20 protein-coding genes are annotated in these 25,112 nt (G+C 72.2%); 4 read left to right on the top strand and 16 right to left on the bottom strand.

Going from position 1 to position 25,112, the window contains the following annotated elements:
• Positions 1-35: 35 nt before the first annotated feature.
• From FB157_RS39360 to rimP, 9 genes are all read right to left on the bottom strand, one after another.
• Entirely contained in the window at positions 36-989 is a 954-nt protein-coding gene (locus FB157_RS39360; RefSeq protein WP_145885533.1) for a bifunctional riboflavin kinase/FAD synthetase, read from the bottom strand.
• A 131-nt stretch (positions 990-1,120) separates the two neighbouring features.
• Positions 1,121-4,669, bottom strand: coding sequence for a serine protease (locus FB157_RS39355; protein ID WP_222441011.1), 3,549 nt, complete (start codon positions 4,667-4,669; stop codon positions 1,121-1,123).
• A gap of 269 nt (positions 4,670-4,938) precedes the next feature.
• Positions 4,939-5,844, bottom strand: a complete 906-nt coding sequence (gene truB, locus FB157_RS39350; protein WP_145885532.1) for a tRNA pseudouridine(55) synthase TruB — start codon at positions 5,842-5,844, stop codon at positions 4,939-4,941.
• Complete coding sequence (gene rbfA / locus FB157_RS39345) at positions 5,841-6,302, bottom strand: 30S ribosome-binding factor RbfA (RefSeq protein ID WP_145885531.1); 462 nt, start codon at positions 6,300-6,302, stop codon at positions 5,841-5,843. The genes truB and rbfA overlap by 4 nt, the downstream gene beginning before the upstream one ends.
• A 40-nt stretch (positions 6,303-6,342) precedes the next feature.
• Positions 6,343-6,636 (bottom strand): DUF503 domain-containing protein, encoded by a 294-nt coding sequence (locus FB157_RS39340; protein WP_067301563.1) that lies wholly within the window; start codon positions 6,634-6,636, stop codon positions 6,343-6,345.
• Positions 6,637-6,830: 194 nt separating this feature from the next.
• Positions 6,831-9,926: a translation initiation factor IF-2 gene (gene infB, locus FB157_RS39335; protein ID WP_145885530.1), complete on the bottom strand. Its 3,096-nt coding sequence runs from the start codon at positions 9,924-9,926 to the stop codon at positions 6,831-6,833.
• Between the two features lie 167 nt (positions 9,927-10,093).
• The gene (locus tag FB157_RS39330; RefSeq protein ID WP_145885529.1) at positions 10,094-10,375 is read right to left on the bottom strand and encodes a YlxR family protein; all 282 of its coding nucleotides are present in this window, start codon (positions 10,373-10,375) and stop codon (positions 10,094-10,096) included.
• Positions 10,376-10,476: 101 nt separating this feature from the next.
• Positions 10,477-11,475 (bottom strand): transcription termination factor NusA, encoded by a 999-nt coding sequence (gene nusA / locus FB157_RS39325; RefSeq protein ID WP_145885528.1) that lies wholly within the window; start codon positions 11,473-11,475, stop codon positions 10,477-10,479.
• A 2-nt stretch (positions 11,476-11,477) separates the two neighbouring features.
• A complete protein-coding gene (gene rimP / locus FB157_RS39320) occupies positions 11,478-11,987 on the bottom strand; it encodes a ribosome maturation factor RimP (protein ID WP_145885527.1) in 510 nt (169 codons plus the stop codon).
• Between the two features lie 220 nt (positions 11,988-12,207).
• Here rimP and FB157_RS39315 point away from each other — a divergent pair, with 220 nt between their 5' ends.
• The 3 genes from FB157_RS39315 to FB157_RS39305 are packed head-to-tail and all read left to right on the top strand — an operon-like array spanning position 12,208 to position 14,182.
• Entirely contained in the window at positions 12,208-12,741 is a 534-nt protein-coding gene (locus FB157_RS39315; RefSeq protein ID WP_145885526.1) for a hypothetical protein, read from the top strand.
• Positions 12,738-13,223: a ferritin-like domain-containing protein gene (locus FB157_RS39310; RefSeq protein ID WP_145885525.1), complete on the top strand. Its 486-nt coding sequence runs from the start codon at positions 12,738-12,740 to the stop codon at positions 13,221-13,223. Before FB157_RS39315 ends, FB157_RS39310 begins: the two co-directional genes overlap by 4 nt.
• 50 nt (positions 13,224-13,273) lie before the next feature.
• On the top strand, positions 13,274-14,182 hold the full coding sequence (locus FB157_RS39305; protein WP_145885524.1) for an aminoglycoside phosphotransferase family protein: 909 nt from the start codon (positions 13,274-13,276) through the stop codon (positions 14,180-14,182).
• Positions 14,183-14,448: 266 nt separating this feature from the next.
• Here the strand turns inward: FB157_RS39305 and FB157_RS39295 are convergent, their stop codons facing one another.
• The 6 genes from FB157_RS39295 to dxr form a co-directional block, all read right to left on the bottom strand.
• Complete coding sequence (locus FB157_RS39295; RefSeq protein ID WP_145885523.1) at positions 14,449-16,155, bottom strand: proline--tRNA ligase; 1,707 nt, start codon at positions 16,153-16,155, stop codon at positions 14,449-14,451.
• 109 nt (positions 16,156-16,264) lie between these two features.
• Complete coding sequence (locus FB157_RS39290) at positions 16,265-16,795, bottom strand: GNAT family N-acetyltransferase (protein ID WP_145885522.1); 531 nt, start codon at positions 16,793-16,795, stop codon at positions 16,265-16,267.
• Between the two features lie 135 nt (positions 16,796-16,930).
• The gene (locus FB157_RS39285; RefSeq protein ID WP_145885521.1) at positions 16,931-17,779 is read right to left on the bottom strand and encodes a GNAT family N-acetyltransferase; all 849 of its coding nucleotides are present in this window, start codon (positions 17,777-17,779) and stop codon (positions 16,931-16,933) included.
• A 699-nt stretch (positions 17,780-18,478) separates the two neighbouring features.
• A complete protein-coding gene (ispG, locus tag FB157_RS39280; protein WP_145885520.1) occupies positions 18,479-19,636 on the bottom strand; it encodes a flavodoxin-dependent (E)-4-hydroxy-3-methylbut-2-enyl-diphosphate synthase in 1,158 nt (385 codons plus the stop codon).
• A gap of 169 nt (positions 19,637-19,805) precedes the next feature.
• Positions 19,806-21,110, bottom strand: coding sequence for an RIP metalloprotease (locus FB157_RS39275; protein WP_145885519.1), 1,305 nt, complete (start codon positions 21,108-21,110; stop codon positions 19,806-19,808).
• Positions 21,107-22,372 (bottom strand): 1-deoxy-D-xylulose-5-phosphate reductoisomerase, encoded by a 1,266-nt coding sequence (dxr, locus tag FB157_RS39270; RefSeq protein ID WP_145885518.1) that lies wholly within the window; start codon positions 22,370-22,372, stop codon positions 21,107-21,109. Before dxr ends, FB157_RS39275 begins: the two co-directional genes overlap by 4 nt.
• A 199-nt stretch (positions 22,373-22,571) precedes the next feature.
• Here dxr and FB157_RS39265 point away from each other — a divergent pair, with 199 nt between their 5' ends.
• Complete coding sequence (locus FB157_RS39265; protein ID WP_145885517.1) at positions 22,572-23,030, top strand: lamin tail domain-containing protein; 459 nt, start codon at positions 22,572-22,574, stop codon at positions 23,028-23,030.
• Between the two features lie 15 nt (positions 23,031-23,045).
• Here the strand turns inward: FB157_RS39265 and FB157_RS39260 are convergent, their stop codons facing one another.
• On the bottom strand, positions 23,046-24,983 hold the full coding sequence (locus tag FB157_RS39260) for an acyl-CoA dehydrogenase family protein (RefSeq protein WP_145885516.1): 1,938 nt from the start codon (positions 24,981-24,983) through the stop codon (positions 23,046-23,048).
• Positions 24,984-25,112 lie beyond the last annotated feature (129 nt).

Genomic DNA, 25,112 nt, shown 5'->3' with positions numbered 1-25,112 from the left:
CGCCCTTTCGTTTCGTAGAAGAGCCGCGGGGGACCTCAGGCCTGCGCCTCCTCGGCGACGATCTCCCGGCACCGCTTCACGTCCTCGGCCATCTGCTCCAGCAGGGCCTCCAGCGACTCGAACTTCGCCTGGCCACGCACGTACGCCAGGAAGTCGACGGCCACGTGCAGGCCGTACAGGTCGAGGCCGACGCGGTCGATGGCGTAGGCCTCCACCGTGCGCTCGGTGCCGTCGAACTGCGGGTTCGTGCCGACGGAGATCGCGGCGGGCATGATCTCGCCCTGCGCGTGCAGATAGCCGGCGTACACGCCGTCGGCGGGGATCGCGGTGTGCGGGAGCGTCTCCACGTTGGCCGTGGGGAAGCCCAGCTCGCGGCCGCGCTGGGCGCCGCGGACGACCACGCCCTCGACCCGGTGCGGGCGGCCCAGGATCTCGCGGGCGCCGGCCACGTCGCCCTCGGCGACCAGGCGCCGGGTCAGGGTCGAGGAGAACGGCTCGCCGCCGCCCGCCGAACCGCTGACGTACAGGTCCACGACCTCGACCTCGAAGTCGTAGACCTTGCCCTGCTCGGTGAGGAACTCCACGTCGCCGGCCGCCTTGTGGCCGAAGCGGAAGTTCGGGCCCTCGACGACCGCCTTGGCGTGCAGCTTGTCGACCAGCACCTTGACGACGAAGTCGGCCGGAGACAGCTTCGAGAACTCGGTGGTGAAGGGGAGGATGAGGCAGGCGTCGACGCCCAGCTCCGCCATCAGCTCGGCACGGCGGTGGTGCGGGGCGAGCAGGGGCGGGTGGCTGCCGGGGCGGACGACCTCGCTGGGGTGCGGGTCGAAGGTGACGACGACGGCCGGGACGCCCAGCTCACGGGCGCGGTCCACGGCATGCTTGATGATCAGCTGGTGGCCGCGGTGAACGCCGTCGTAGGAACCGATGGTGACGACGCTGCGCCCCCAGTCCTGGGGGATGTCCTCCAAGCCACGCCAGCGCTGCACTGTGACCGCTCCTCGAACCCGTGTCCGTGTCTACCGTTGACCTCTTGTGCAGGTCTAAGGGTGCCATGCCGGGTGCCCGGGCCCCGCATCGGCATGGAGGCTGTGACGGGGCGCACGTTCGCGACCGGTGCTCAGGCCGGTACGCGCACGCCCGCCAGGTTCTCGATCATGCGGCGGGCGCTGGGGCCCACCACCGCGGCCCAGTCCTGCGGGGTCTCGCCCAGCCAGCGGGCCATCCGTGCGGCGAAGCCGGGCACGTGCCGGGACAGGACGACCAGGCCCCAGTCGAATCGGGTCGCGCCCTCGGGGGTGCGGACCAGGAGGAGGCCGGTGCGGTGGACCAGGGCGCGCAGCTCCGCGTCCCGGCCCTCGCCGTGCGGGGCCGCCGCCTGCAGGACGGCGTCCAGGACGTCCGGGGCGTCCTCGTGGGCGAGCAGGAAGTCCAGCAGTTCGCGGCGCAGCGGGCGGGAGGCGGGGGCGCCCGGGGCGGCGAGCACGGTGGCGAGGGCCGCCCGGATCCCTTCGGGGCCGCCGTCGAGAAGGCCGGTGACCAGGGGCAGCAGGACGGGGCGGGCGGCGGGGCCCTGGTCGAGGCATCGGTCGACGTACGCGGCCACGTGTCCGGCGGTCTCCGGCCGCAGCCCCACCGCCTCCCGGACGAGCACGGCGACCCGGCGGGCCAGGGCCGGGGTGGCGACGTCGGCGAGCGTGCGGAGCGTCTCCCCCGCGTCCGGGCCGCCGCGCAGACGGGCCCGGAAGGCCTCGAGGACGGGCTCGGGGTGGCTGGTCAGGGCCGGGACCAGGGCACCGGGCGGGAACTGCGGGTCGCCGTCGGCGAAGTGGCGCAGGGCCTCGGCGAGATGACGGTCGCGGGTGTCCGGGTCGCGCACCAGGACGGCGAGGGCGCCACCGTGCACGGTGCGGTCGGCGGGGCGGGCTAGCAGGGCGAGGGCGGCGAAGCGCAGCAGTTCGCGGTCGGCCGCCGAGCGGACGTGGGCGGCGGCTCGCAGCCCGTACACCACCGCGGCCTCCCGGCGGGCGGGGCGCTCGTCGTGGGCCCAGCGGTCGACGGCCCGGCAGACCGCCGACGGCTCGTCCTCGGCGAGACCGGCGAGCAGCTCGTCGGCCCTGGGGTGCGCGCTCTCCACGAGCACCTCGGTGAGGTTGTCCAGAGCCCGGTGCCGGTGCGTGTGCAGCAGGGCCTGCGCGGCGGTCGCCACGGTGGCGTGCGGGGTCGCGGGCAGCGGCCGCTCGTCGTCGAACCAGCGGATGAGCTGCGGCTGTACGGCAACGGGTGCGGCGGCGAGCAGCCGGGCCACGGCGTCCAGGTAGCGCTCGTCCGGGGCGGCGCACCCCGGCTCCGTCGGTTCCCGGTCCGCGAGGACCAGCTCCCGCAGCAGCGCGAAGCGCTCCGGTTCCGGGAGGGGCAGGACGGTCCAGAAGGCGGGGCCGAACTCCGACGGTACGGGCCGCCCGCCCAGGCTCCAGGCGATGACGCGGTCGGCCAGGAGGCCGAGCACCTCCGTGTACGGCGTCGCATCCGGGACCTGGAGGAGGGTACGGGCGAGCAGCCGGGCGGCCCACCAGGAGGTGGGGTCCAGGTCCAGGGCGTCCACCAACTCCCTGAGGTGAACGGAGAGCCGGCGTGGTCCCTGCTGGCGGCCGAGGAGGAGCAGGGCCTGGACGACCGGGCCGACGCGGTGGTGCGGGACGGGGAGCGGGTGCTCTCCCTGCGGGGTGCGGGGGCGGTGGACCAGGGCGTTCAGGGCCTCGTCCAGGTCGAGGTGCATGCCCTGGATCCAGTCGGCCAGCTCCTCGTCGGCGAAGCGGTACCCGCCGCCGGCCGGGACCAGAAGGCCTTCGGTGAGGACGGCGGAGGCCCAGCCGGAGCCGCCGCCGAGCCGGGCCGGGGCGGGGCCCCACGGGAACACCGCCTCGAAGGAGGCCCGGTCCAGCTCCCCCTGGCCGGGGCCGAGACTGCGCCGGGCTGCCTCGTGCACCTGCCCGGCCACCCGGGCCGCGAGCCGCCGTACGGCGGTGCCGCGCAGCCCGTTCTCGGCGGCGAGGCGCACCGCGATGCGCAGGCACATGAGGTCGAGATGTGCGGCGAAGACCTCGTGCCGGTCCAGCGGCCCGGCGGGCGGGGCGTCCGGGAGGGCGGCGCGGACCTCGGAGAGGAGGCGCAGGGTGAGCGGGTGCCGGGCGTCGCGGTCGACGAGGGCGCCGTCGGGGACGCCGTAGCGGGCCCGGGCCCGGCGGGCCTCGTCCTGGGTGAGGTCGGCGAGCCGCACACACGCCGGCCCGTGGCGCAGGTCCGCGGGGAACCCGGCCCCGGCGCACTCCCAATACTCCTCCCGGCAGGCCACCACCAGGCGCGCCCCGGTCCCGCGCAGCCACGCGGCCGTCCCTCCGGTCCAGTCGGGCAGCCGGTGGGCGAGGACGGGGGGCATCTCCTCGGGGCCGTCGAGCAGGAGCAGCAGCGGGCGGCCGGCCTGCCCGGCGAGGCGGGCCAGCCGCTCGGGGGTGAGGTCGCCGAGGCCGGCGGGGTGCACCGAGCGTGCGGCGGCGACGATCCGGGCGGCGCGCCGCAGGGAGCGGTGGGCCGCGTCGGCCACGGAGTCGTCGGCGTCCCTCAGGTCGGCGCCGCGCAGCCACAGCGTGGGTGCGGGCCGCTCGGTGCGGCCCCGGCGGGCGGCGAGGGCCGCTAGTTCTGTCGTACGGCCGCTGCCCGGGGCGCCGACCAGGCCGAGCACGGCGGCGCTCCCGCCGTCGGCGAAGGCGGACAACTCCCGTACCGCGTCGTCGCGTTCGACCGGCTGCACGCAGCCGGGACCGGCGGTGCCGACGTGCCCGGCGAGGGCGCCCGGCGGGCCGTCCTGGCCCACCGAGGTGGCGGTCAGCTCCAGGACGCCGGCCAGGTTGAGGTCGGCGCCGTAGGCGGGCACGGTGGCCGCGTTGCGGGCGAGCAGCTCGGCCAGCGGGCCGTCGGCCGGCCGCAGCGGCACCGCGAAGCCGGCGTCCCGCCGGTCGGAGTGGAGGGCGGTGCCGAGAACGCCCACGACCGCGCCGGTCTCCGCGTCCAGCACCGGGCCCCCGGAGGCGCCGCCGCCGAGCCGGAGCGCGTCCCGGCCGGCCGTGCCGATGGCCAGCTCCAGGGCGTCCTCGATGAGGTGGAAGCGGTCGGTGGCGGTGTACGTCACCTGGGTGGCCGCGAGCACGCGTGCCTCGCGCCAGCAGCCCGCGGCGACCCGGACGTAGGTGCCGGCCTCGACGTGTTCCCGGACGGTCAGCGGGAGGGGGTCCGTCCCCAGTCCCTCGGTGCGGACCAGGGCCAGGCCGAGCGCGGGCAGCGGGGTGACGGCGTCGGCGCCGACCACGCAGGTGCGGTCCGTGGCGGTGTGCAGGACCAGCGGGGCGAGTCCGTCGACGGCCTCGTGGCTGGTGAGGAGGGTGCCCTGATGGTCTGCCAGGAAGCCGACCCCGCGGGGGCGGCCGGCCAGGTCGCGGATCCGGACGAGAACATGTGTGGCGTCCGTGCGAGCCGGGTCGCCGGCACAGTCCGTGCCGTCCCCGTGGCTCCCGTCGTGGTCCCTGTAGCCCTCGTCCCGTGCCCGGCCGAAGTCGTCCCGGGACCGGCCGAAGCCGCCGGTACGGTCCGCATCGCCACCCCGACCTGCCATGGCCGTACCTCCCCGCCCGTACACGCACCCTCGTGATCGACGGTAGGGGCGTGGTGATCAGCGGAACAGCACGCGAAGTGAAAGCGCCCCCTTCCGCTCCCCCGCTTCACTCCGAGCGCCTGCCCGGTCGGGTGAATAGGCGGGGACGGCTGGATACACCCTAGGGGTGGGGGAACCGAGGGGGGACCGTGGAGCGGCGGCAAAGGGCAGTATCCCGTGGCCGCCGCTCCACGGCTGGACTCCGTGGAGCGGCGTGGTCCAAGGGCCGGTCAGCCGAAGACGGCCAGGCTCTTCGCCTTGCCCTTGTGCTCCTCGACCAGCGCGAGGAAGCGGCCCTCGAGGTCGAAGACGGCGACGGTGCCGGCGCCCGCGTACACCTCGGGCATCTCCAGCCGGACGCCGTTCAGGAGCAGCCGGGCGCGCTTGGCGTCCACGTCCCAGCGCGGGAACGCGGCTGCGGCGGCCTCGGCGATCGGCATCACGGTCAGTTCCTGCTGGAGCTGGTCCAGTGTCTTCGCGGAGTCGAGCTTGTACGGCCCGACACGGGTGCGGCGCAGCGCGGTGAGGTGGCCGCCGACGCCCAGGTCGGCACCCAGGTCCCGGGCGAGGGCGCGGATGTAGGTGCCGGAGGAGCAGACCACCGAGACGACCAGGTCGAGCACGGCGGTGCCGTCCTCGGCGACGGCGTCCCGCACGTCGTACACCGCGAAGGAGGAGACGGTCACCGGCCGGGCGGGGATCTCGAAGTCCTCGCCCTCGCGGGCCCGCTTGTACGACCGTACGCCGTCGATCTTGATGGCGCTGACCTTGGACGGCACCTGCATGATGTCGCCGGTCAGCTTGGCGATGCCGGCGTCGATGGCGTCCCGGGTCACCTTGGACGCGTCGGTGGAGGACGTGATGTCCCCCTCGGCGTCGTCGGTGACGGTGTTCTGGCCCAGGCGGATGGTGCCCAGGTACTCCTTCTCGGTGAGGGCGAGGTGCCCGAGGAGCTTGGTGGCGCGCTCCACACCGAGGACGAGGACGCCGGTGGCCATCGGGTCGAGGGTGCCGGCGTGGCCGACGCGGCGGGTGCGTGCGATGCCGCGCATCTTGGCGACCACGTCGTGCGAAGTGAAGCCCGACGGCTTGTCGACGATGACAAGGCCGTCGGGCGTGGTGTGCTTCTGGGTCATTCCGCGGCGTCGCCGTCCGTCTCGGCGCCCTCGTCCTCGGCCGGCTTGCGGTACGGGTCGGCGCCGCCCGCGTACGCCGCGCCCGCGGAGGCCTCACGGACCTTCGCGTCGGACTGCCGTGCCTTGTCGAGGAGGTCCTCGATGGTCCGGGCGGTGTCCGGGAGGGCGTCCGCGACGAAGGTGAGGGTCGGCGTGAACTTCACACCGGCCGCGCGGCCGACCTCGGAGCGCAGGATGCCCTTGGCGCTCTCCAGTCCGGCGGCCGCGGCCTGCCGCTCCTCGTCGTCCCCGTAGACCGTGTAGAAGACGGTCGCCTCCCGCAGGTCACCCGTGACCCGGGTGTCCGTGATGGTGACGTGCGAGCCGAGCCGCGGGTCCTTGATCCCGCGCTGCAGCTTCTGGGCCACCACCTCCCGGATGAGGTCCGCCAGCCTTTTCGCCCGCGCGTTGTCGGCCACTGGTCCGTCTCCCGTTCTTTCTTCTTCTTGCGTTCTGTGGTCAGTCGTCGTCGCCGTGGAAGCGCCGCCGCACGGACAGCAGCTCCACTTCGGGGCGGCCGGCGACCAGCCGTTCGCACCGGTCCAGTACGTCGGTGAGGTGCGCCGCGTCGCCGGAGACCATGGCCAGGCCGATGATCGTTCGCCGGTGGAGGTCCATGTGGTCCACCTCGGCCGCGCTCACGGCGTACTTCCGCTGCAGTTCGGCGACGATCGGGCGGACGACGGAGCGCTTCTCCTTCAGCGAGTGGACGTCGCCTAGGAGGAGGTCGAAGGACAGAGTCCCCACGTACATGTGTGTAGCCGGTTCACCCGCCGGTACGGGATCGATGGCCCCGGGTCCGTGTGGCCGGGGACATCAAGAACGGTACCCCGTTCCTGCCGGTGGCTCGACGGGGTTTTACCGCACCCTGGACTGCGCTCGGAGCCCGGGAACGGCGCGCTGGCCGACGGGACCGGAGTCCCGTCGGCCAGCACGAACCGGAGGCGTTACGCCCGCGGCTTCTCCCGCATCTCGTACGTCGCGATGACGTCGTCGACCTTGATGTCGTTGAAGTTGCCGAGGTTGATACCACCCTCGTAGCCTTCGCGGATCTCGGTGACGTCGTCCTTGAAGCGACGCAGGCCCTCGATGTTGAGGTTCTCCGCGACCACCTTGCCGTCGCGGATGAGGCGCGCCTTGGTGTTGCGCTTGACCTCGCCCGAGCGGATGAGGACACCGGCGATGTTGCCCAGCTTGGACGACTTGAAGACCTCGCGGATCTCCGCCGTACCGAGCTCGACCTCTTCGTACTCCGGCTTGAGCATGCCCTTGAGGGCCGCCTCGATCTCCTCGATCGCCTGGTAGATGACCGAGTAGTACCGGACGTCCACACCCTCGCGCTCGGCCATCTGCGCCGCGCGGCCGGCGGCACGGACGTTGAAGCCGATCACGATGGCGTCGGAGCCCATCGCCAGGTCGATGTCGGACTCCGTGACCGCACCGACACCGCGGTGCAGCACGCGGATGTCGACCTCTTCGCCGACGTCCAGCTGGAGCAGGGAGGACTCGAGGGCCTCGACGGAACCGGAAGCGTCACCCTTGATGATCAGGTTCAGCTGCTGGATCTCGCCGGCCTTGAGCACCTTGTCCAGGTCCTCGAGCGACACGCGGCGCGTGCGCTTCGCGAAGGCCGCGTTGCGCTCACGGGCGGCGCGCTTCTCCGCGATCTGGCGGGCCGTACGGTCCTCCTCGACCACGAGGAAGTTGTCGCCGGCACCCGGGACGTTGGTCAGACCCAGGACCTGGACCGGCGTCGACGGGCCCGCCTCGGCGACGTTGTTGCCGTTGTCGTCGAGCATGGCGCGGACTCGGCCGTAGGCGTCGCCCACGACCATCGTGTCGCCGACCCGCAGCGTGCCTCGCTGGACGAGGACCGTCGCCACGGCACCACGGCCGCGGTCGAGACGGGACTCGATCGAGATGCCCTGCGCGTCCTGGTTCGGGTTGGCCCGCAGGTCGAGCGAGGCGTCCGCGGTGAGGACCACGGCCTCCAGCAGCGAGTCGATGTGCAGACCCTGCTTGGCGGAGATGTCGACGAACATCGTGTCGCCGCCGTACTCCTCGGCCACCAGGCCGTACTCGGTCAGCTGACCGCGCACCTTGGTCGGGTCGGCACCCTCGACGTCGATCTTGTTGACCGCGACGACGATCGGGACGTCGGCCGCCTTCGCGTGGTTGAGCGCCTCGACCGTCTGCGGCATGACGCCGTCGTTGGCCGCGACGACCAGGATCGCGATGTCGGTCGACTTCGCACCACGGGCACGCATGGCGGTGAACGCCTCGTGACCCGGGGTGTCGATGAAGGTGATCTTGCGCTCTTCGTCGTTGACCTCGGTCGAGACCTGGTAGGCACCGATGTGCTGGGTGATGCCGCCGGCCTCGCCCGCGATGACGTTCGTCTTGCGGATGGCGTCGAGCAGTCGGGTCTTACCGTGGTCGACGTGACCCATGACGGTGACGACCGGCGGACGGACCACCAGGTCCTCCTCGTCGCCCTCGTCCTCGCCGAACTCGATGTCGAAGGACTCGAGCAGCTCGCGGTCCTCCTCCTCGGGGCTGACGATCTGAACCGCGTAGTTCATCTCGCCGGCGAGGAGCTGCAGCGTCTCGTCGGAGACGGACTGCGTGGCCGTGACCATCTCGCCGAGGTTCATCATGACCGCGACGAGGGACGCCGGGTTGGCGTTGATCTTCTCCGCGAAGTCGGTGAGCGACGCGCCGCGGGAGAGACGGATGGTCTCGCCGTTGCCGCGCGGCAGCATCACGCCGCCGACGCTCGGGGCCTGCATGGCCTCGTACTCCTGGCGACGCTGCCGCTTCGACTTGCGACCACGACGCGCCGGACCACCGGGACGGCCGAAGGCGCCCTGCGTGCCACCACGGCCACCGGGACCGCCGGGACGGCCACCGAAGCCGGGACGGCCACCGCCGCCACCGCCGGGACCACCGGGACCGCCGGGACGACCGGCGAAGCCGCCGCCACCGCCACCGGGAGCACCGGGACGACCGGCGAAGCCGCCGCCACCGCCACCGGGACGACCGGCGAAGCCGCCGCCACCCGGACGACCGCCACCGCCACCGGGACGACCGCCGCCACCGGGACCGCGACCGCCGGGGCCACCGCCACCGGGACGCGGGCCGGCAGCAGGACGCTGCGGCATCATGCCGGGGTTCGGGCGCGGACCGGCCGGACCGGGACGCGGACCACCCTGCGGACGGGGCATACCGGACGGCGACGGACGGGAACCGCCCGGAGCCTGCGGACGCGGACCGCCGCCCTGAGCGCTGGGACCCTGCGGACGGGGACCGCCGCCGGGAGCACCGGGACCACCCGGACGCGGGCCGCCCTGCGGGCGCGGGGCCTGCGGACGGGCCATGCCGGTGGAGCCACCGGAGGTGAAGGGATTGTTACCCGGGCGCGGACCGGCCGGACGGGCACCGGGACGCGGGGCCTGGCCACCGGCACGCGGGGCACCCTGACCCGGACGGGCCTGGCCCTGGCCGGGACCGGCCGGACGACCGCCGGGCTTCGGGGCACCGGGACGGGCGCCGGGACGCGGACCCTGTGCAGCCGGACCCTGCGCGGCCGGAGCCTGCGGGGCCTGCGCGGCCGGAGCGGCCGGCGGAGCGGTGAACTCCGGGGCGGCCGGGGCCGGGCGCGGCGCGGGCTTCGGGCCCGGAACCGGACGCGGGCCGGGCGTGTGCGCGGGCGACAACGGGGCCGACGGAGTCGAGGCCGCCGCCGGGGCAGCGGGCTGCGGAGCCGTCGGAGGCTTGGGGGCCGCCGGCCTCGGAGCAGCCGGACGGGCCGCCTGCGCCGGAGAGGGCGCGGCGGGCTTGGGGGCGGCCTTGCGCGGGGCGGGCTTGCCGGCGGACTTGCCGGAGCCGCCCTGGAAGGCGTCGGTCAGCTTACGTACAACGGGCGCTTCGATGGTGGAAGACGCCGAACGGACGAATTCACCGAGTTCCTGGAGCTTGGCCATGACGACCTTGCTCTCAACGCCGAACTCCTTGGCGAGTTCGTAGACCCGGACCTTAGCCACTTCGCTCCTTTGAGGTCCGGGTTGAAGCCGGACCGTCGTTAGTTCATGGGCGTACTCATCGCGTACTCATCGAGTGCTCATCGCAATCTCGACCTGCTTTCGAACTCGCGAGGTACCGGGCCGCACGGGGGGTTCCGCACGGCTCGCTTTCCTACTGTGTTGCCTGCTCAGCAACTGTCTGTCTGCCCGACGTACCGGCGCAACGCCTTTATGTCGAGCGGCCCGGGGACGCGTAGCGCCCTAGGGAACGCCCGGCGGCGCACCGCCTGGTCGAGACAGACCGGGTCGGGGTGCAGATACGCACCCCGGCCGGGCAGCGTACCGCGCGGATCGGGAACGCACTGTTCCTCTTCCGCCACGGTCCGCAGCAGATCGTCCTTGGCCGCTCGCTGCCTGCACCCCACACAGGTGCGCTCAGGGCATGCGCGGGCACGCGTCCGGCCAGACACCGCTAAGTCTACCTCCCCGCGACGACCTCACCCCTTCGGGGGAAAAGTCGAACAGCTGCTTGCTACAGGCTGACGTGATCTCAGCGCCACACGGCCGAGATCTATTCCCCGGGACGCTCCCCGGCCTGCTCCGTGTCCGGACGGATGTCGATCCGCCAGCCGGTGAGCCGGGCCGCGAGCCGGGCGTTCTGCCCTTCCTTGCCGATCGCCAGCGACAGCTGGTAGTCCGGCACGGTCACCCGGGCGGAGCGGGAGGCCATGTCGACGACCTCCACCTTGCTCACCCGAGCGGGTGACAGCGCGTTCGCCACCATCTCGGCCGGGTCGTCCGACCAGTCGACGATGTCGATCTTCTCGCCGTTCAGCTCGCCCATCACGTTGCGCACCCGGCCGCCCATGGGGCCGATGCAGGCGCCCTTGGCGTTCAGGCCCGAACGGGTGGACCGTACGGCGATCTTGGTGCGGTGACCGGCCTCACGGGCGATGGCCGCGATCTCGACGGACCCGTCGGCGATCTCCGGCACCTCCAGGGCGAAGAGCTTCTTCACCAGGTTGGGGTGCGTACGGGAGAGCGTCACGGACGGGCCGCGCACACCCTTGGCCACCCGGACGACGTACGAGCGCAGCCGCATGCCGTGCGGGTACGTCTCACCCGGCACCTGCTCCTGCACCGGCAGGATGGCCTCCAGCTTGCCGATGTCCACGAGCACGTTCTTCGGGTCGCGGCCCTGCTGGACCACGCCGGTGACGATGTCGCCCTCGCGCCCCGCGTACTCGCCGAGCGTGGCGTCGTCCTCGGCGTCACGCAGCCGCTGCAGGATCACCTGCTTGGCGGTGGTGGCGGCGATCCGCCCGAAGCCCGACGGGGTGTCGTCGAACTCGCGCGGCTCCTGCCCCTCCTCCAGGTCCTCGGGATCCTCCTTCGCCCACACGGTCACATGCCCGGTCTCCCGGTTGAGCTCCACGCGCGCGTGCCGGCGGCTTCCCTCGGTGCGGTGGTAGGCGATGAGGAGGGCCGACTCGATCGCCTCGACCAGCAGGTCGAAGGAGATCTCCTTCTCCCGAACCAAGCCCCGCAGGGCGCTCATGTCGATGTCCACGGCTACGCCTCCTCCTCTTCCTTCATGTCCTTCTTGTCCTTGCGGTTGAACTCGACCTGGACGCGCGCCTTGGCGATCTCGGGGAAGCCGAGCCGGCGGGCGGTCGCCTTGCGGCCCTTCACCCCGGGCACCTCGACGTCGAGACCGTCCTCGTCGGCCTTCAGGATCCGGGCGACCAGCTCGTCGCCCTCGGCCAGCTGGAACTTCACGAGCCGGTCGGTGGCACGCACGTAGTGCCGGTACTCGGTGAGCAGGCGCTCCGCGCCGGGCGTTCCGACCTCCAGGTCGTACGCGTCGTCGCCCATCGCGTTGGTCTCGTCGAGCTTCGCCGAGAGCGCGCGGCTCACATCGGCGATGGCGTCCAGATCCGCTCCGGTGTCGGAGTCGACGACCACGCGCAGCACCCGCTTGCGTCCGACGGAGTCCACGGCGATCTCCTCGAGATCCAGCCCCTGGGAGGTGACGAGCGGTTCCAGAAGCTCTCGCAGCCTCTCGCTCTGGGTGGTGCTCATCCGGGTGACTCCTCGGCCGCGTGTGCTGTTGTGGGATGGGTCGCGTGTCTGGTCAAAGGGTATCCGGTCGAGGGGAGTGTTGCCGTCCACCTGTGTACGCGCGGTGCCGGTGAGTGGTGTCCACGGGGTGCGCGGGTACCGTGATCACGGGCGTGCCGACCTTTGGCTGTCTTTCTTTCGAAGTTGTTCCTTTCGTACGAGTTCCCCGAGGACGTCAGCAGTGCCGTATCCGCCGCCGCGCACCCCCTCGGGGCCGCGCAGAAGAACCCTTTTCGCCTCGGCCGCCGGAGCCGCCCTGCTGGTGGGCTGTTCGGCCGATCCGGGCTCCGGTGACAGCGGTGACTCCCCGTCGGCGACCGAACGGGCACGCGCGCGTGCGGCCGAGGACAGTGCGGGCCTGCTCGCGCGCTACGACGCGGTGCTCACCGCCCATCCGACGCTGACCGAGCGGCTGCGCCCGCTGCGCGCCGAAGTGGCGGCGCACGTGAGGGCGTTCGGCGGCGCCGCGGCCACCGGGTCCCCCTCCCCCACGGCCACCGGATCCCCTTCCCCGGCGGCCTCCACGGCGACGCCACAGGCCGTGCCGGCCACCGAGAAGGGCGCCCTCGCCGATCTCGCCGCCGCCGAGCGCGCCCTCGCCGACCGGCGGACCAAGGCCCTGCTGGACGTGCCGGGCGAACTGGCCCGGCTGATGGCGTCGGTGGCGGCGGCCGGGGCGGCCCACGCGTACCTGCTGACCGAGGGGGCCAGGTGAGCGACGAGAACCGGAAGGCCGAACTGACCGCCCTGCAGGCGGCACTGGCCGCGGAGCACGCGGCGGTGTACGGCTACGGCGTCGTCGGCGGCCGGATCGACGAGCGGCAACGGGCCGACGCGCGCGCGGCGTACGACGCCCACCGGGCCCGCCGGGACGCGCTGGTGCGCGAGGTGCGCGACCTGGGTGCTCAGCCGGTCGCCGCGAGCGCCGCGTACGCGCTGCCCTTCCAGGTGGCGGACGCGGCCTCGGCGGTGCGGCTGGCCGCCGAGTTGGAGCAGCGGGTGGCCGGGGTGTACTCGGACCTGGTGCGGGCGGCGACCGGCGCGCGGCGTGCCTCGGCGGCCGCGGCGCTGCGCGAGGCAGCGGTGCGGGCGGCGCGCTGGAGCGGGAAGAGCGTAGCCTTCCCTGGGCTCGCCGAGCGGGCCGGTGACGATGCAGGTGCGGCGGGACCCCGTACCTCGGCGTCCCCGACGACGTGATCGTGTAGCCGCCCCCGCGGCAGGCCCAGGAGGAAGGGAACAACTCGCGCATGGCTTTCGAACCGCCCCAGCGGCTGGTGCGGGCACTCGGTGAAACGGCACCGGCCGGGGACGACTGGCTGGCGCGGCTGCCCGGGACGGCCGAGCGGGCGGTCGCCCGGCGCGAGTTGACCGTGGAGCGGGTCCAGGTGCCCGGCGGGCGCAGCAGCCTGGTGGTGCTGGTCCGGCGGGCGGACGACAGCCCGGCGGTACTGAAGCTGGCCCCGCCCCGGGCCCGCCCCGAGAGCGAACGGGCGGCGCTGGCGCACTGGGCCGGCCTGGGCGCCGTACAGCTCCTGGAGACGGACACCGGGGACGCCGCCGAGGGGGTGCTGCTGCTGGAGCGGCTGCACCCGGACGTGTCGGTGCGGTCGCTGCCCGAGGCGAAGGCGCTGCTGGAGGCTGCGGGGACGCTGCGTCGGCTGTGGGTGGAGCCGCCGGGCGACCACGCGTTCGAGACGGTGGCCGAGCGGACGGGGCGGCAGGCGGAGGCGATGCGGGCGACCGCGACCGCGTTCGCCGAAGTGGCGACGCTGGTCGACGCCGCTGTGGGCGCGCGCGAGGAGTTGGCGGCCTCCGCGCCCGAGCATCGGCTGCTGCACGGCACGTTCCGGCAGAGCAAGGTGCTCGCCGGGGAGCGGATGCCGTGGCTGGCGGTGGGGCCGGATCCGGTCGTCGGTGAGTGTGCGTTCGATCTGGCCCGGCTGGTGCGGGATCGGGTGGAGGACCTGATCGCGACGCCGTCGGGGGCGGCGACCACTCGGCGGCGTATCAAACGGCTCGCCGAGTCGCTGGACGTGGATCTGGAGCGGCTGCGGGGGTGGACCCTGTTCCGGGCCGTGGAGTCGGGGGTCCGCGCGCTCCGGGTCGGACGGCCGAAGGACGCCGAGCTGTTGCTGGAGTTCGCCGGCTGGCTCTAGGCCCTGTCGTCAAATTCCCGTCTGCCCCACGACGCCTGGCACGCACTCTCGCCGCACCGGGCGAAAGCCCAAGTACGTCCAGTACGAGGACTTCCGCCCGGCACGCCGAGAGCACGCACCAGACGCCGCGAGGCCGCCCTTCGGGCGACGACGGGAATTTGACGACAGGACCTAGGGGCGCCGACAGCGTTGACGCGGCCGCTCCCCTCCCGTGGTGATCGTGACGCCGTGTCACGTCCCACGGTCGGGGAACGGCCGGGTTCGCCTTACTGCGCGGTCAGGCGGGCGATCGCGTCCTCGACGGACAGCTCCTCGCGCTCACCCGTCTTGCGGTCCTTCAGCTCCAGCACGCCCTCGCCGGAGCGGCGGCCGGCCACCAGGATCTGCGGTACGCCGATCAGTTCGGCGTCGGTGAACTTCACGCCCGGGGAGACGCCCGCCCGGTCGTCCACCAGGACGCGGACGCCCGCGGCGGCCAGCTTGTCGGCCACGTCGAGCGCCAGCTCGGTCTGCAGGGCCTTGCCGGCGGCGACGACGTGCACGTCGGCCGGGGCGACCTCCTTGGGCCAGCACAGGCCCTGCTCGTCGGCGGTCTGCTCGGCGAGCGCGGCGACGGCGCGGGAGACGCCGATGCCGTAGGAGCCCATGGTGACGCGGACCGGCTTGCCGTTCTGGCCGAGGACGTCGAGCTTGAGGGCGTCGGCGTACTTGCGGCCCAGCTGGAAGATGTGGCCGATCTCGATGGCGCGGTCCAGCTTCAGGCCGGTGCCGCACTTCGGGCAGGGGTCGCCCTCCTGGACCACGACGACGTCCACGTACTCGTCGACCTCGAAGTCACGGCCGGCGACGACGTTCCTGGCGTGCGTGTGCTCCTTGTTGGCGCCGGTGATCCAGGCGGTGCCGGGGGCCACGCGCGGGTCGGCGATGTACTTGAACTTCTCGCCCAGGCCCTGCGGGCCGACGTAGCCGCGGACCAGGTCCGGGCGGCCCGAGAAGTCCGCCTCGGTGACCATCTCGACGGCCGCCGGGGCGAAGTGCGCCTCGACCTTGCCCAGGTCGACCTCGCGGTCGCCGGGCACGCCGACGGCGACGATCTCGCCGTCCACCTTGACCAGCAGGTTCTTCAGCGTGGCGGAGGCCGGGACGCCGAGGGAGGCGGCCAGCGTCTCGATGGTCGGGGTGTCGGGGGTGGGGATCTCCTCGAGCGCGGGCACGGCCGAGCCGTCCACCGGCTTGAGCTCGTAGGAGACCGCCTCGGTGTTCGCCGCGAAGTCGCAGTTCGGGCAGTCCGCGAAGGTGTCCTCGCCGGCCTCGGCCGGGGCCAGGAACTCCTCGGACTTGGAGCCGCCCATCGCGCCGGCGGTGGCGGCGACGATGCGGTAGTCGAGGCCGAGGCGCTCGAAGGTGCGCCGGTAGGCCTCGCGGTGCAGGGCGTAGGACTTGCCGAGGCCCTCGTCGTCCAGGTCGAAGGAGTAGGAGTCCTTCATCTGGAACTCGCGGCCGCGCAGGATGCCGGCGCGGGGGCGGGCCTCGTCACGGAACTTGGTCTGGATCTGGTACAGGATCACCGGCAGGTCCTTGTAGGACGTGCACTGGTCCTTGACCAGGAGGGTGAAGATCTCCTCGTGGGTGGGGCCGAGGAGGTAGTCGCCGCCCTTGCGGTCCTTGAGCCGGAACAGCTCCTGGCCGTACTCGTCCCAGCGGCCGGTCGCCTCGTACGGCTCCCGGGGCAGGAGCGCGGGCAGCAGCACCTCCTGGGCGCCGATCGCGTCCATCTCCTCGCGGACGATCCGCTCCACGTTGGAGAAGACCTTCCTGCCCAGGGGCAGCCAGCTCCAGACGCCGGCGGCGGTGCGACGGACGTAACCGGCCCGGACGAGGAGCTTGTGGCTGAGGACCTCGGCGTCCGCCGGGTCGTCGCGCAGCGTCTTCACCATCAACTGGGACATGCGCTGGACCGGTGCGTTCGCCATGGTTCTCGTACTCCTGCCGATGGGGGTCCCCCCGCTCGAGCGCAGCCGAGAGTGGGGGAGGGTGATGGCATAGGAGGTTAGCCGGGCTGGCGGTTCCGGTGGAAATCGGTTAGCGCCGACGCAGTGGCAGAGGGGCGCCCATGACGGCGTACGGCCGGGGGGCGCTCGGGAAGTGGACCTGCCGGGCGAGGTCGACGTAGCCGAGGGAGTGGTAGAGGCCGCGGGCCGGGCTGTCGGTGTCGATCGCGGAGAGGATCGAGCGGGGCTCGGTGGCGCCGTCGGTGATGGTGGTGATCAGACGGCGGCCGATGCCGCGGTTCTGGTGGTCGGGGTGGACGTGCAGCTCGGTGATGACGAAGGAGTCGTCCAGCCAGAGGTCGTTGCGCTGGGCGCGGAGGTAGGGCTCCACGACCGTGGACCACCAGTGGGTGCGGGAGTTGGGCATGCCGTAGACGAATCCGACGAGCAGCCCGCCGGCGGTCGCCCCGAGGGCCCTGGCACCCGGGTACTGCATGTGGCGCTGGACGATCTGACGGCGTACGGCCACCTCGTCCGGGCCGAGCCCGAAGGCGACGGCTTGGACGGCGAGGGCCTCGTCGACGTGGGCTGAGAGGTCCAGGGGGCCGATCACGAGGTCCATGCGGGGAGCGTACAGGGGGGCTCGCGCTGTGTGCGGGGTGCGGGGTGCGGGTGATCTGTGGCTGCCCACGCGCACGCGGCGCAGCCGCACATCGATTCAGCCCCCTGCCCGTGGGGCGGCCGCCTCTCGGACGTCTCAGAAGAGAACGCTCATGAAGGCGCCGACCTCCTGGAAGCCCACGCGCCGGTAGGTCCGCCTCGCCGCCGTGTTGAAGTCGTTGACGTAGAGGCTCACCACCGGGGCCACGTCGGCCAGCGCGTAGCGCAGGACGGCTGCCATGCCGGGCGCCGCCAGGCCCCTGCCGCGGTACTCCGGTGCCATCCACACGCCCTGGATCTGGCAGGCCTGGGACGTCGCCGCGCCGATCTCCGCCTTGAAGACGACCTTGCCGTGTTGGTCGAGGCGGGCGAAGGAGCGGCCGGAGCCGACCAGTTCGGCGACCCGGGCCTGGTAGAGCAGGCCGCCGTCGCCGGCCAGCGGCGAGACGCCGACCTCCTCGGTGAACATCGCCACGCACGCCGGCATGATCGTCTCCAGCTCGTCCTTGCGGATGCGGCGGACATAGGGATCCGGGGCGATGTCCGCGGGCATGCGGTCGGTGACCATCAGGGGCTGGTGGGCGCGGACCTCGCGGGCCGCGCCCCAGTGCGGTTCGAGCAGGCGCCACAGCTGGGCGGTGGGCTCGGCGGGCCCGACGATGGAGGAGCAGCGGCGGCCGGCCCTGCGGGCGCGGTCGGCGAAGGCGCGGACGGCGCGCGGAGAGGCGCAGATCGGGACCAGGTTGGCGCCCGCGTAGCAGAGGGACGTGAGCATGCCGTCCTCGTACCAGCCCCACATCTCGCCGCCGAGGCGCCAGGGGTCGAGCCCGGCGATCTGCACCCGGGACGTCACGAAGGCGTTCGCGACCGGCTCGCGGTCGAGGACGGCGAGCGCGGCATCCAGGTCGCTCGGTTCGAGGACCCGGGAGGTCGTCTGGGTCAACACGGGCGGGGCCTCACACTGGGGTCTGCTGATCTCCGCACTGTACCTGCCGAATTTGTGCCGCGCTGCCTCGTCGGACGGGGCTCTGTGCCGCGAACGGCGCATGATCTTGGCAAGCGGGCGTGCGGACTCCCGCAGCCGCCCCGAGGAGCAGTTTGCGGAGCCGTCCGGTGCGGGATTTCCGCAGTTGGGACGGGTGGATGGACGAGCTTCCCGCGGGATGCGCGGACCCGCTGGTACGGGCCGCGGAGCGGCGGAAGCGGGACGTCGATCCGGACATCCCGGTGATCTGCGGGCCGTCGTCACCCCGCCACCGAGAGGAGCGCGGGTCGGCGGTCGGGACACCGGCCGCGCTGTGGGAGGCGGGGCCGGGTCGAGAGGCGGGGCCGGGTCGGGAAACTGGGCCGGGGCGGGAAGCTGGGCCGGGGCGGGAAGCAGCGCCAGGCCGGAAGGCAGCAACAGACCGGAAGGCAGCGCCAGGCCGACAGGCGGCGCCGGAGACATGGACGCCGACCGGCGCGGTCGCCGCGTGGGAGGGCCGGACGGGCCCCGCCCTCCCGGAGCGCGGTGCGCCCGTGCTCCCGGACGGGCCGAACCTGCCGCATGCCGACCGGGAGCCGAACGCCGGATCCGCCGCCGCCGAGAAGCCGACGGGGCGGCCGGCCTCGCGGAGGAGGCCGGCCGCCCCGAAGCGGTAACGCGTCAGCCCGCGACCGAGACGGACGGCTCGCCGGAGGCGATGCCCTCGGCCTCCATCTTCTCGGCGAGCTTCATGGCCTCCTCGATGAGGGTCTCCACGATCTTGGACTCGGGGACGGTCTTGATGACCTCGCCCTTGACGAAGATCTGGCCCTTGCCGTTGCCGGAGGCGACGCCGAGGTCGGCTTCGCGGGCCTCGCCGGGGCCGTTGACGACACAGCCCATGACGGCGACGCGCAGCGGGACCTCCATGCCGGTCAGGCCGGCGGTGACCTCTTCGGCGAGCTTGTAGACGTCGACCTGGGCGCGGCCGCAGGACGGGCAGGAGACGATCTCCAGACCGCGCTGCTTGAGGTTCAGGGACTCCAGGATCTGGAGGCCGACCTTGACCTCCTCGGCCGGAGGCGCCGACAGGGACACCCGGATGGTGTCGCCGATGCCCTGGCTGAGCAGCGCGCCGAAGGCGACCGCGGACTTGATCGTGCCCTGGAAGGCGGGGCCGGCCTCGGTGACGCCCAGGTGGAGCGGGTAGTCGCACTGCTCGGCGAGCTGGCGGTAGGCCTCGATCATCACGACCGGGTCGTTGTGCTTGACCGAGATCTTGATGTCGCGGAAGTCGTGCTCCTCGAAGAGGGAGGCCTCCCACAGGGCGCTCTCGACCAGGGCCTCGGGGGTCGCCTTGCCGTACTTCTGGAGCAGGCGGCGGTCCAGGGAGCCGGCGTTGACGCCGATCCGGATCGGGGTGCCGTGCTCCTTGGCGGCCTTGGCGATCTCCTTGACCTTGTCGTCGAACTGCTTGATGTTGCCAGGGTTGACGCGGACGGCGGCGCAGCCGGCCTCGATGGCCGCGAACACGTACTTCGGCTGGAAGTGGATGTCGGCGATGACCGGGATCTGCGACTTGCGGGCGATGGTCGCGAGGGCGTCGGCATCGTCCTGCGTGGGGCAGGCGACGCGGACGATCTGACAGCCGGACGCGGTCAGCTCGGCGATCTGCTGGAGCGTCGCGCCGATGTCGGACGTACGGGTCGTGGTCATCGACTGGACCGAGACGGGCGCGTCCCCGCCGACCGCCACGGATCCGACCTGGATCTGCCGGCTCTTCCGGCGCTCTGCGAGCTTGGTCGGAACGGACGGCATGCCGAGAGAAATCGCAGTCATCTGCTGTGCAACCCCAAGTCGTGGATCAAGATCCGGTCCCGTGAACGGCGGGCTCCAGGCTTCGAGATTACGGCACCGCCCCCGGGCCGGGCACATCCCACCCGGCAAACCCACTCAATGGAAGGCGGCCCGGAGCACCAGGCCCCGGGCCGCCTCGAACGTCGGATGGCTACGAGATTTTCACGGGGTTAACCACGTCCGCGATCAGCACCAGGATGGTGAAGCAGACGAAGATCCCGGCCACGACGTACGCCACCGGCATCAGCGTGGCCACGTCGAACGGACCGGGGTCCGGCCGGCGCAGCACCCGGGCCACGTTCCTGCGGAGCGACTCCCACAGGGCGCCGGCGATGTGCCCGCCGTCGAGCGGGAGCAGCGGGAGCATGTTGAACAGGAACAGGGAGAGGTTGAACCCGGCGACCACGAAGAGGGCCATGGCCAGCTGCTGCGAGGCCGGGATGTCCAGGGTGGCGATCTCGCCGGTGACCCGGGCCGCGCCGACGATGCCCATCGGGGAGTCCGGCTCGCGCGGGCCGTTGCCGAAGGCGGCGTCCCACAGGGCCGGGATCTTGCCGGGCAGGGCGACGAGGGAGTCGACGGCGTCGCCGACCCGGTCGGTCATCCAGGTCACGGACTGGCCGAAGTCCTGCTTGACGACACCGTGGGCCGCACTGAAGCCGAGGAAGCCCGCCTTCACGTACTTGCCCTGCACGTAGGTGCCGCTGGAGTCCTTCTTGGCGACCTGGTTGGTGGCGATCTTCGCGTGCAGGGTCAGCTCCTGGCCCTTGCGGTCGACGACGATCGCGACGTTCTCGCCCGCGCTCTCCCGGATCAGGTCCGAGAGGGTGTTCCAGTCCTTGGTCGGTACGCCGCCGAACGAGACGATCTTGTCGCCCGCCTTCATGCCGGCGTCCGCGGCCGGGGAGGCCGGGTCGGACTTCTTGCAGGTGTCGCGGTGCTGGCTCTGCGCGATGACACAGGGCGAGACGGACTCGACGCTGGTGGTCTCCTGCTGGATGCCGAAGCCCATCAGCACGGTCAGGAACAGGGCGACCGCGAGGATCAGGTTCATGAACGGGCCGGCGAACATGACGATGACGCGCTTCCACGGCTTGCGCGTGTAGAACATGCGCGTCTCGTCACCCGGCTTGAGCTCCTCGAAGGCCGCCGAACGGGCGTCCTCGATCATGCCGCGCCACGGGGAGGTGGAGCGGGCGGAGACCCGGCCGGCCTCGTCGGGCGGGAACATGCCGATCATGCGGATGTAGCCGCCGAGCGGGATGGCCTTGATGCCGTACTCGGTGTCGCCCTTCGTCCGCGACCAGATGGTCGGGCCGAAGCCGACCATGTACTGCGGGACGCGGATGCCGAACAGCTTGGCCGTGGACAGGTGCCCCAGCTCGTGCCAGGCGATCGAGACGAGCAGGCCGACCGCGAAGACCACTATGCCGAGGATGAACATCAAGGTCGTCATGCACGCGCCTCCGCGGTCCGGTCTGTCAGTTCGCGCGCCCGGGCCCGCGCCCAGGTCTCCGCTTCGAGGACGTCCGACACGGTGAGTGAGGTTCCCGTGACCGGGGTGCCGTGCTCCTCGACCACCCTGGTGACGGTCTCCATGATGCCGTTGAAGGGCAGTGCGCCGGTGCGGAACGCCTCGACGCACTCCTCGTTGGCCGCATTGAACACCGCCGGGGCCGTCCCCGCGAGCTGCCCCACGTGCCGGGCGAGGTTCACCGAGGGGAAGGCCTCGTTGTCCAGCGGGAAGAACTCCCAGGTGGAGGCCTTGCTCCAGTCGAAGGCGGGCGCCGCGTCGGGAACGCGTTCGGGCCAGCCCAGACCGATGGCGATCGGCCCTCGCATGTCGGGGGGCGTCGCCTGGGCGATCGTGGATCCGTCGGTGAACTCGACCATCGAGTGAACATACGACTGGGGATGCACGACGACCTCAATGCGGTCGAAGGGAATGTCGTAGAGCAGGTGCGCCTCGATGACCTCCAGGCCCTTGTTGACGAGGGTCGCGGAGTTGATCGTGATCACCGGGCCCATGGCCCAGGTGGGGTGTGCGAGGGCGTCCTCGACGGTGACGTTCGCCAGCTCGGCCTTGGTGCGGCCGCGGAAGGGACCGCCGGAGGCGGTGACGACCAGCTTGCGCACGTCGGCGCGGGTGCCGGAGGCGAGCGCCTGGAAGAGCGCGGCGTGCTCGGAGTCGACCGGGATGATCTGTCCGGGCTTGGCGAGCGCCTTGACCAGCGGGCCGCCGACGATCAGCGACTCCTTGTTGGCGAGCGCGAGGGTGCGGCCCGCCTCCAGGGCGGCCAGGGTGGGCGCGAGGCCGATGGACCCGGTGATGCCGTTGAGCACCGTGTGGCAGTCGGAGGCGGCGACCTGGGTGGCCGCGTCCGGACCGGCGAGGATCTCGGGGAGCGGCTCCCCGGCGCCGTACCGCTCGGTCAGCGCCTCGCGCAGAGCCGGTACGGCGTCCTCGCGGGCGACCGCCACGGTCCGCACCCGCAGCCGGTGCGCCTGCTCGGCGAGCAGGGCCGTGCGGGCGCCGTTCGCGGAGAGGGCGGTGACCCGGAAGCGGTGGGGGTGGCGCAGCACGAGGTCGATGGCCTGGGTTCCGATGGACCCGGTGGAGCCGAGGATCACCACGTCCTTCGGGCCGTCTCCCGCGAGGGGGTCGTACACGAGGTGCGGGTCGGCGAGGGGTGCGGGACTGGCGGGACTGTCGGTCATCCCCCCATTGTGGCCGCTGACCGCGGGTGGTCGGACAGGGCATCCCCCGGGCGGGTGCGTCAGCAGTTTTCATTGCCGGACGAGGCGGTTTTCCGTTTGTGAACTCGGAGTGAAGATCATGTGATAACACTTCAGTCGGGCCGGTCGTCAGCCGGTCCGGGTACGACTTCGCGGACGACATCCTTGGGGGGATCTCTTCATGCGTACTGTGCGCATACGCGCCGCTCTGCCCGCCCTCGCGGGCGCGGCCCTGCTCACCGGAACTCTGCTCAGCACCCCGGCCCAGGCGGCCGGCGGCGTGCACATCCACCATGTCTGGTTCGACAGCCCGGGCCGGGACGACCGGTCCAACACGAGCCTGAACGCCGAGTGGGTGCAGATCAAGAACAGCGGCGGCTCGGCGGTCTCGCTCAAGGGCTGGGTCCTGAAGGACGCCTCCAACCACAAGTACGTCTTCCCGGACGTCAGGATCGGCGCCGGGAAGTACATGAAGATCCACACCGGCAGCGGCTCGGACACCGCGTCGAACAAGTACCAGGGCCGCCGTGCCTACGTCTGGAACAACGACAGGGACACGGCCACGCTGACCAAGGCGAGCGGCACCAAGGTCGACTCCTGCTCCTGGACGACGCGGGATCCGAGCGACAAGTACTGCTGAGCTGCCTACGGGCGGCTACCCGCCGTACGGGCGGCGTTCGTTCTCACGGGTGGACGGTCCGGGGGTCGCGTCGGCGATCCACGGGCCCTCGCCCGAGGGGTCGACGATCCCTTCCTCCAGCCACTCGTAGGCCCCGCCGAGCACGCCCTTGACCACCTTGCGGTCGAGGTCGTCGGTGTTGGCCCACAGCCGGTTGAAGAGTTCCTCGACACGGAGGCGGGACTGGCGGCAGAAGGCGTCGGCGAGCTGGTAGGCCTCGCGGCCGTGCTCGCCCTCGCCGCGCAGCCGCTCGGCGCGCACACAGGCCGCGCTCATCGCGAACAGTTCCGCGCCGATGTCCACGATCCTGCCGAGGAAGCCCTGCTTGGTCTCCATCCGGCCCTGCCAGCGGGACATGGCGTAGAAGGTGGACCGGGCCAGCTTGCGGGCGTGCCGCTCGACGTAGCGCAGATGGCCGGAGAGGTCCGTCTCGCGCTTGAACTCGTGGTACGAGGAGGGCAGTTGGCCGGGGCCGGCGACCAGCTTCGGCAGCCACTTGGCATAGAAGACGCCCGCGCCCACGCCCGCCCTCGCCTTGTCCGGCAGGGACTTGTCGGGGTCGATGAGGTCGCCGGCCACCGAGAGGTGGGCGTCCACGGCCTCGCGGGCGATGAGCAGGTGCATGATCTCCGTCGAGCCCTCGAAGATCCGGTTGATGCGCAGGTCGCGCAGGATCTGCTCGGCCGGGACGGAGCGTTCGCCGCGCTCCTTGAGGGACTCGGCCGTCTCGTAGCCCCGGCCGCCGCGGATCTGGACCAGTTCGTCGGCCATCAGCCAGGCCATCTCGGAGCCGTAGAGCTTGGCCAGGGCGGCCTCGATGCGGATGTCGTTGCGGTCCTCGTCGGCCATCTGCGACGACAGGTCGAGGACGGCCTCCAGGGCGAAGGTCGTGGCCGCGATGAAGCTGATCTTGGAGCCTACGGCCTCGTGCAGCGCGACCGGCTTGCCCCACTGCTCGCGCTCGGCGGCCCACTCCCGCGCGATCTTCAGGCACCACTTGCCGGCGCCGGCGCACATCGCGGGCAGCGACAGCCGGCCGGTGTTGAGGGTGGTGAGCGCGATCTTCAGGCCCGCGCCCTCGGGGCCGATGCGGCTGGCGGCCGGGACCCGGACCTGGTGGAAGCGGGTGACGCCGTTCTCGATGCCGCGCAACCCCATGAAGGCGTTGCGGTTCTCCACGGTGATGCCCTCGGCGGTGGCCTCCACCACGAAGGCGGTGATGCCGCCCTTGTGCCCCTCGGACTTCGGCACCCGCGCCATGACGACCAGCAGGTCGGCGACCACTCCGTTGGTGGTCCACAGCTTCACCCCGTCGAGGACGTAGTCGTCCCCGTCCGGCACGGCCGTCGTCGCGAGGCGGGCCGGGTCGGAGCCGACGTCCGGCTCGGTGAGCAGGAAGGCGGAGATGTCGGTGCGGGCGCAGCGGGGCAGGAAGGCGTCCTTCTGCTCCTGGGTGCCGAAGAGCTTCAGCGGCTGGGGTACGCCGATCGACTGGTGGGCGGAGAGCAGGGCGCCGACCGCGGGGCTCGCGGAGCCGACCAGGGCGAGGGCCTTGTTGTAGTACAGCTGGGTGAGACCGAGACCGCCGTACTTGGGGTCGATCTTCATGCCGAGCGCGCCGAGTTCCTTGAGGCCCGCGACGACCTCGTCGGGGATGCGTGCCTCGCGCTCGATGCGGGCCGAGTCGATGGTCGTCTCGCAGAAGGCGCGCAGCTTGGCGAGGAAGTCCTCGCCGCGGCGCACGCTCTCGGGCTCCGGGAGCGGATGAGGATGGATGAGGTCGAGCCGGAAGCGCCCGAGGAACAGTTCCTTGGCGAAGCTGGGCTTTCGCCAGTCCTGTTCCCGGGCGGCCTCCGCCACCTGGCGCGCCTCGCGCTCAGTGACGGTTTTGCGTTGGGTGGTGGGGGCGGACATGAGGCTCACCTCGCCGCAATAGGGATGTTGAGGACCGATCCTTACCGACCAGTGCTACTGGATCGTTGGTACCCGAATCCGGCCGACCCCACCAGTCCTCGCGCGCCGTTCGGCCGCCGCCGGCGGACG

This window comes from Streptomyces sp. BK340 (assembly GCF_007827595.1).
In the GTDB taxonomy this organism is placed as follows: domain Bacteria; phylum Actinomycetota; class Actinomycetes; order Streptomycetales; family Streptomycetaceae; genus Streptomyces.
The sequence above is the reverse complement of the archived record's forward strand: the minus strand, read 5'-3'. Positions and strand labels throughout refer to the sequence as shown.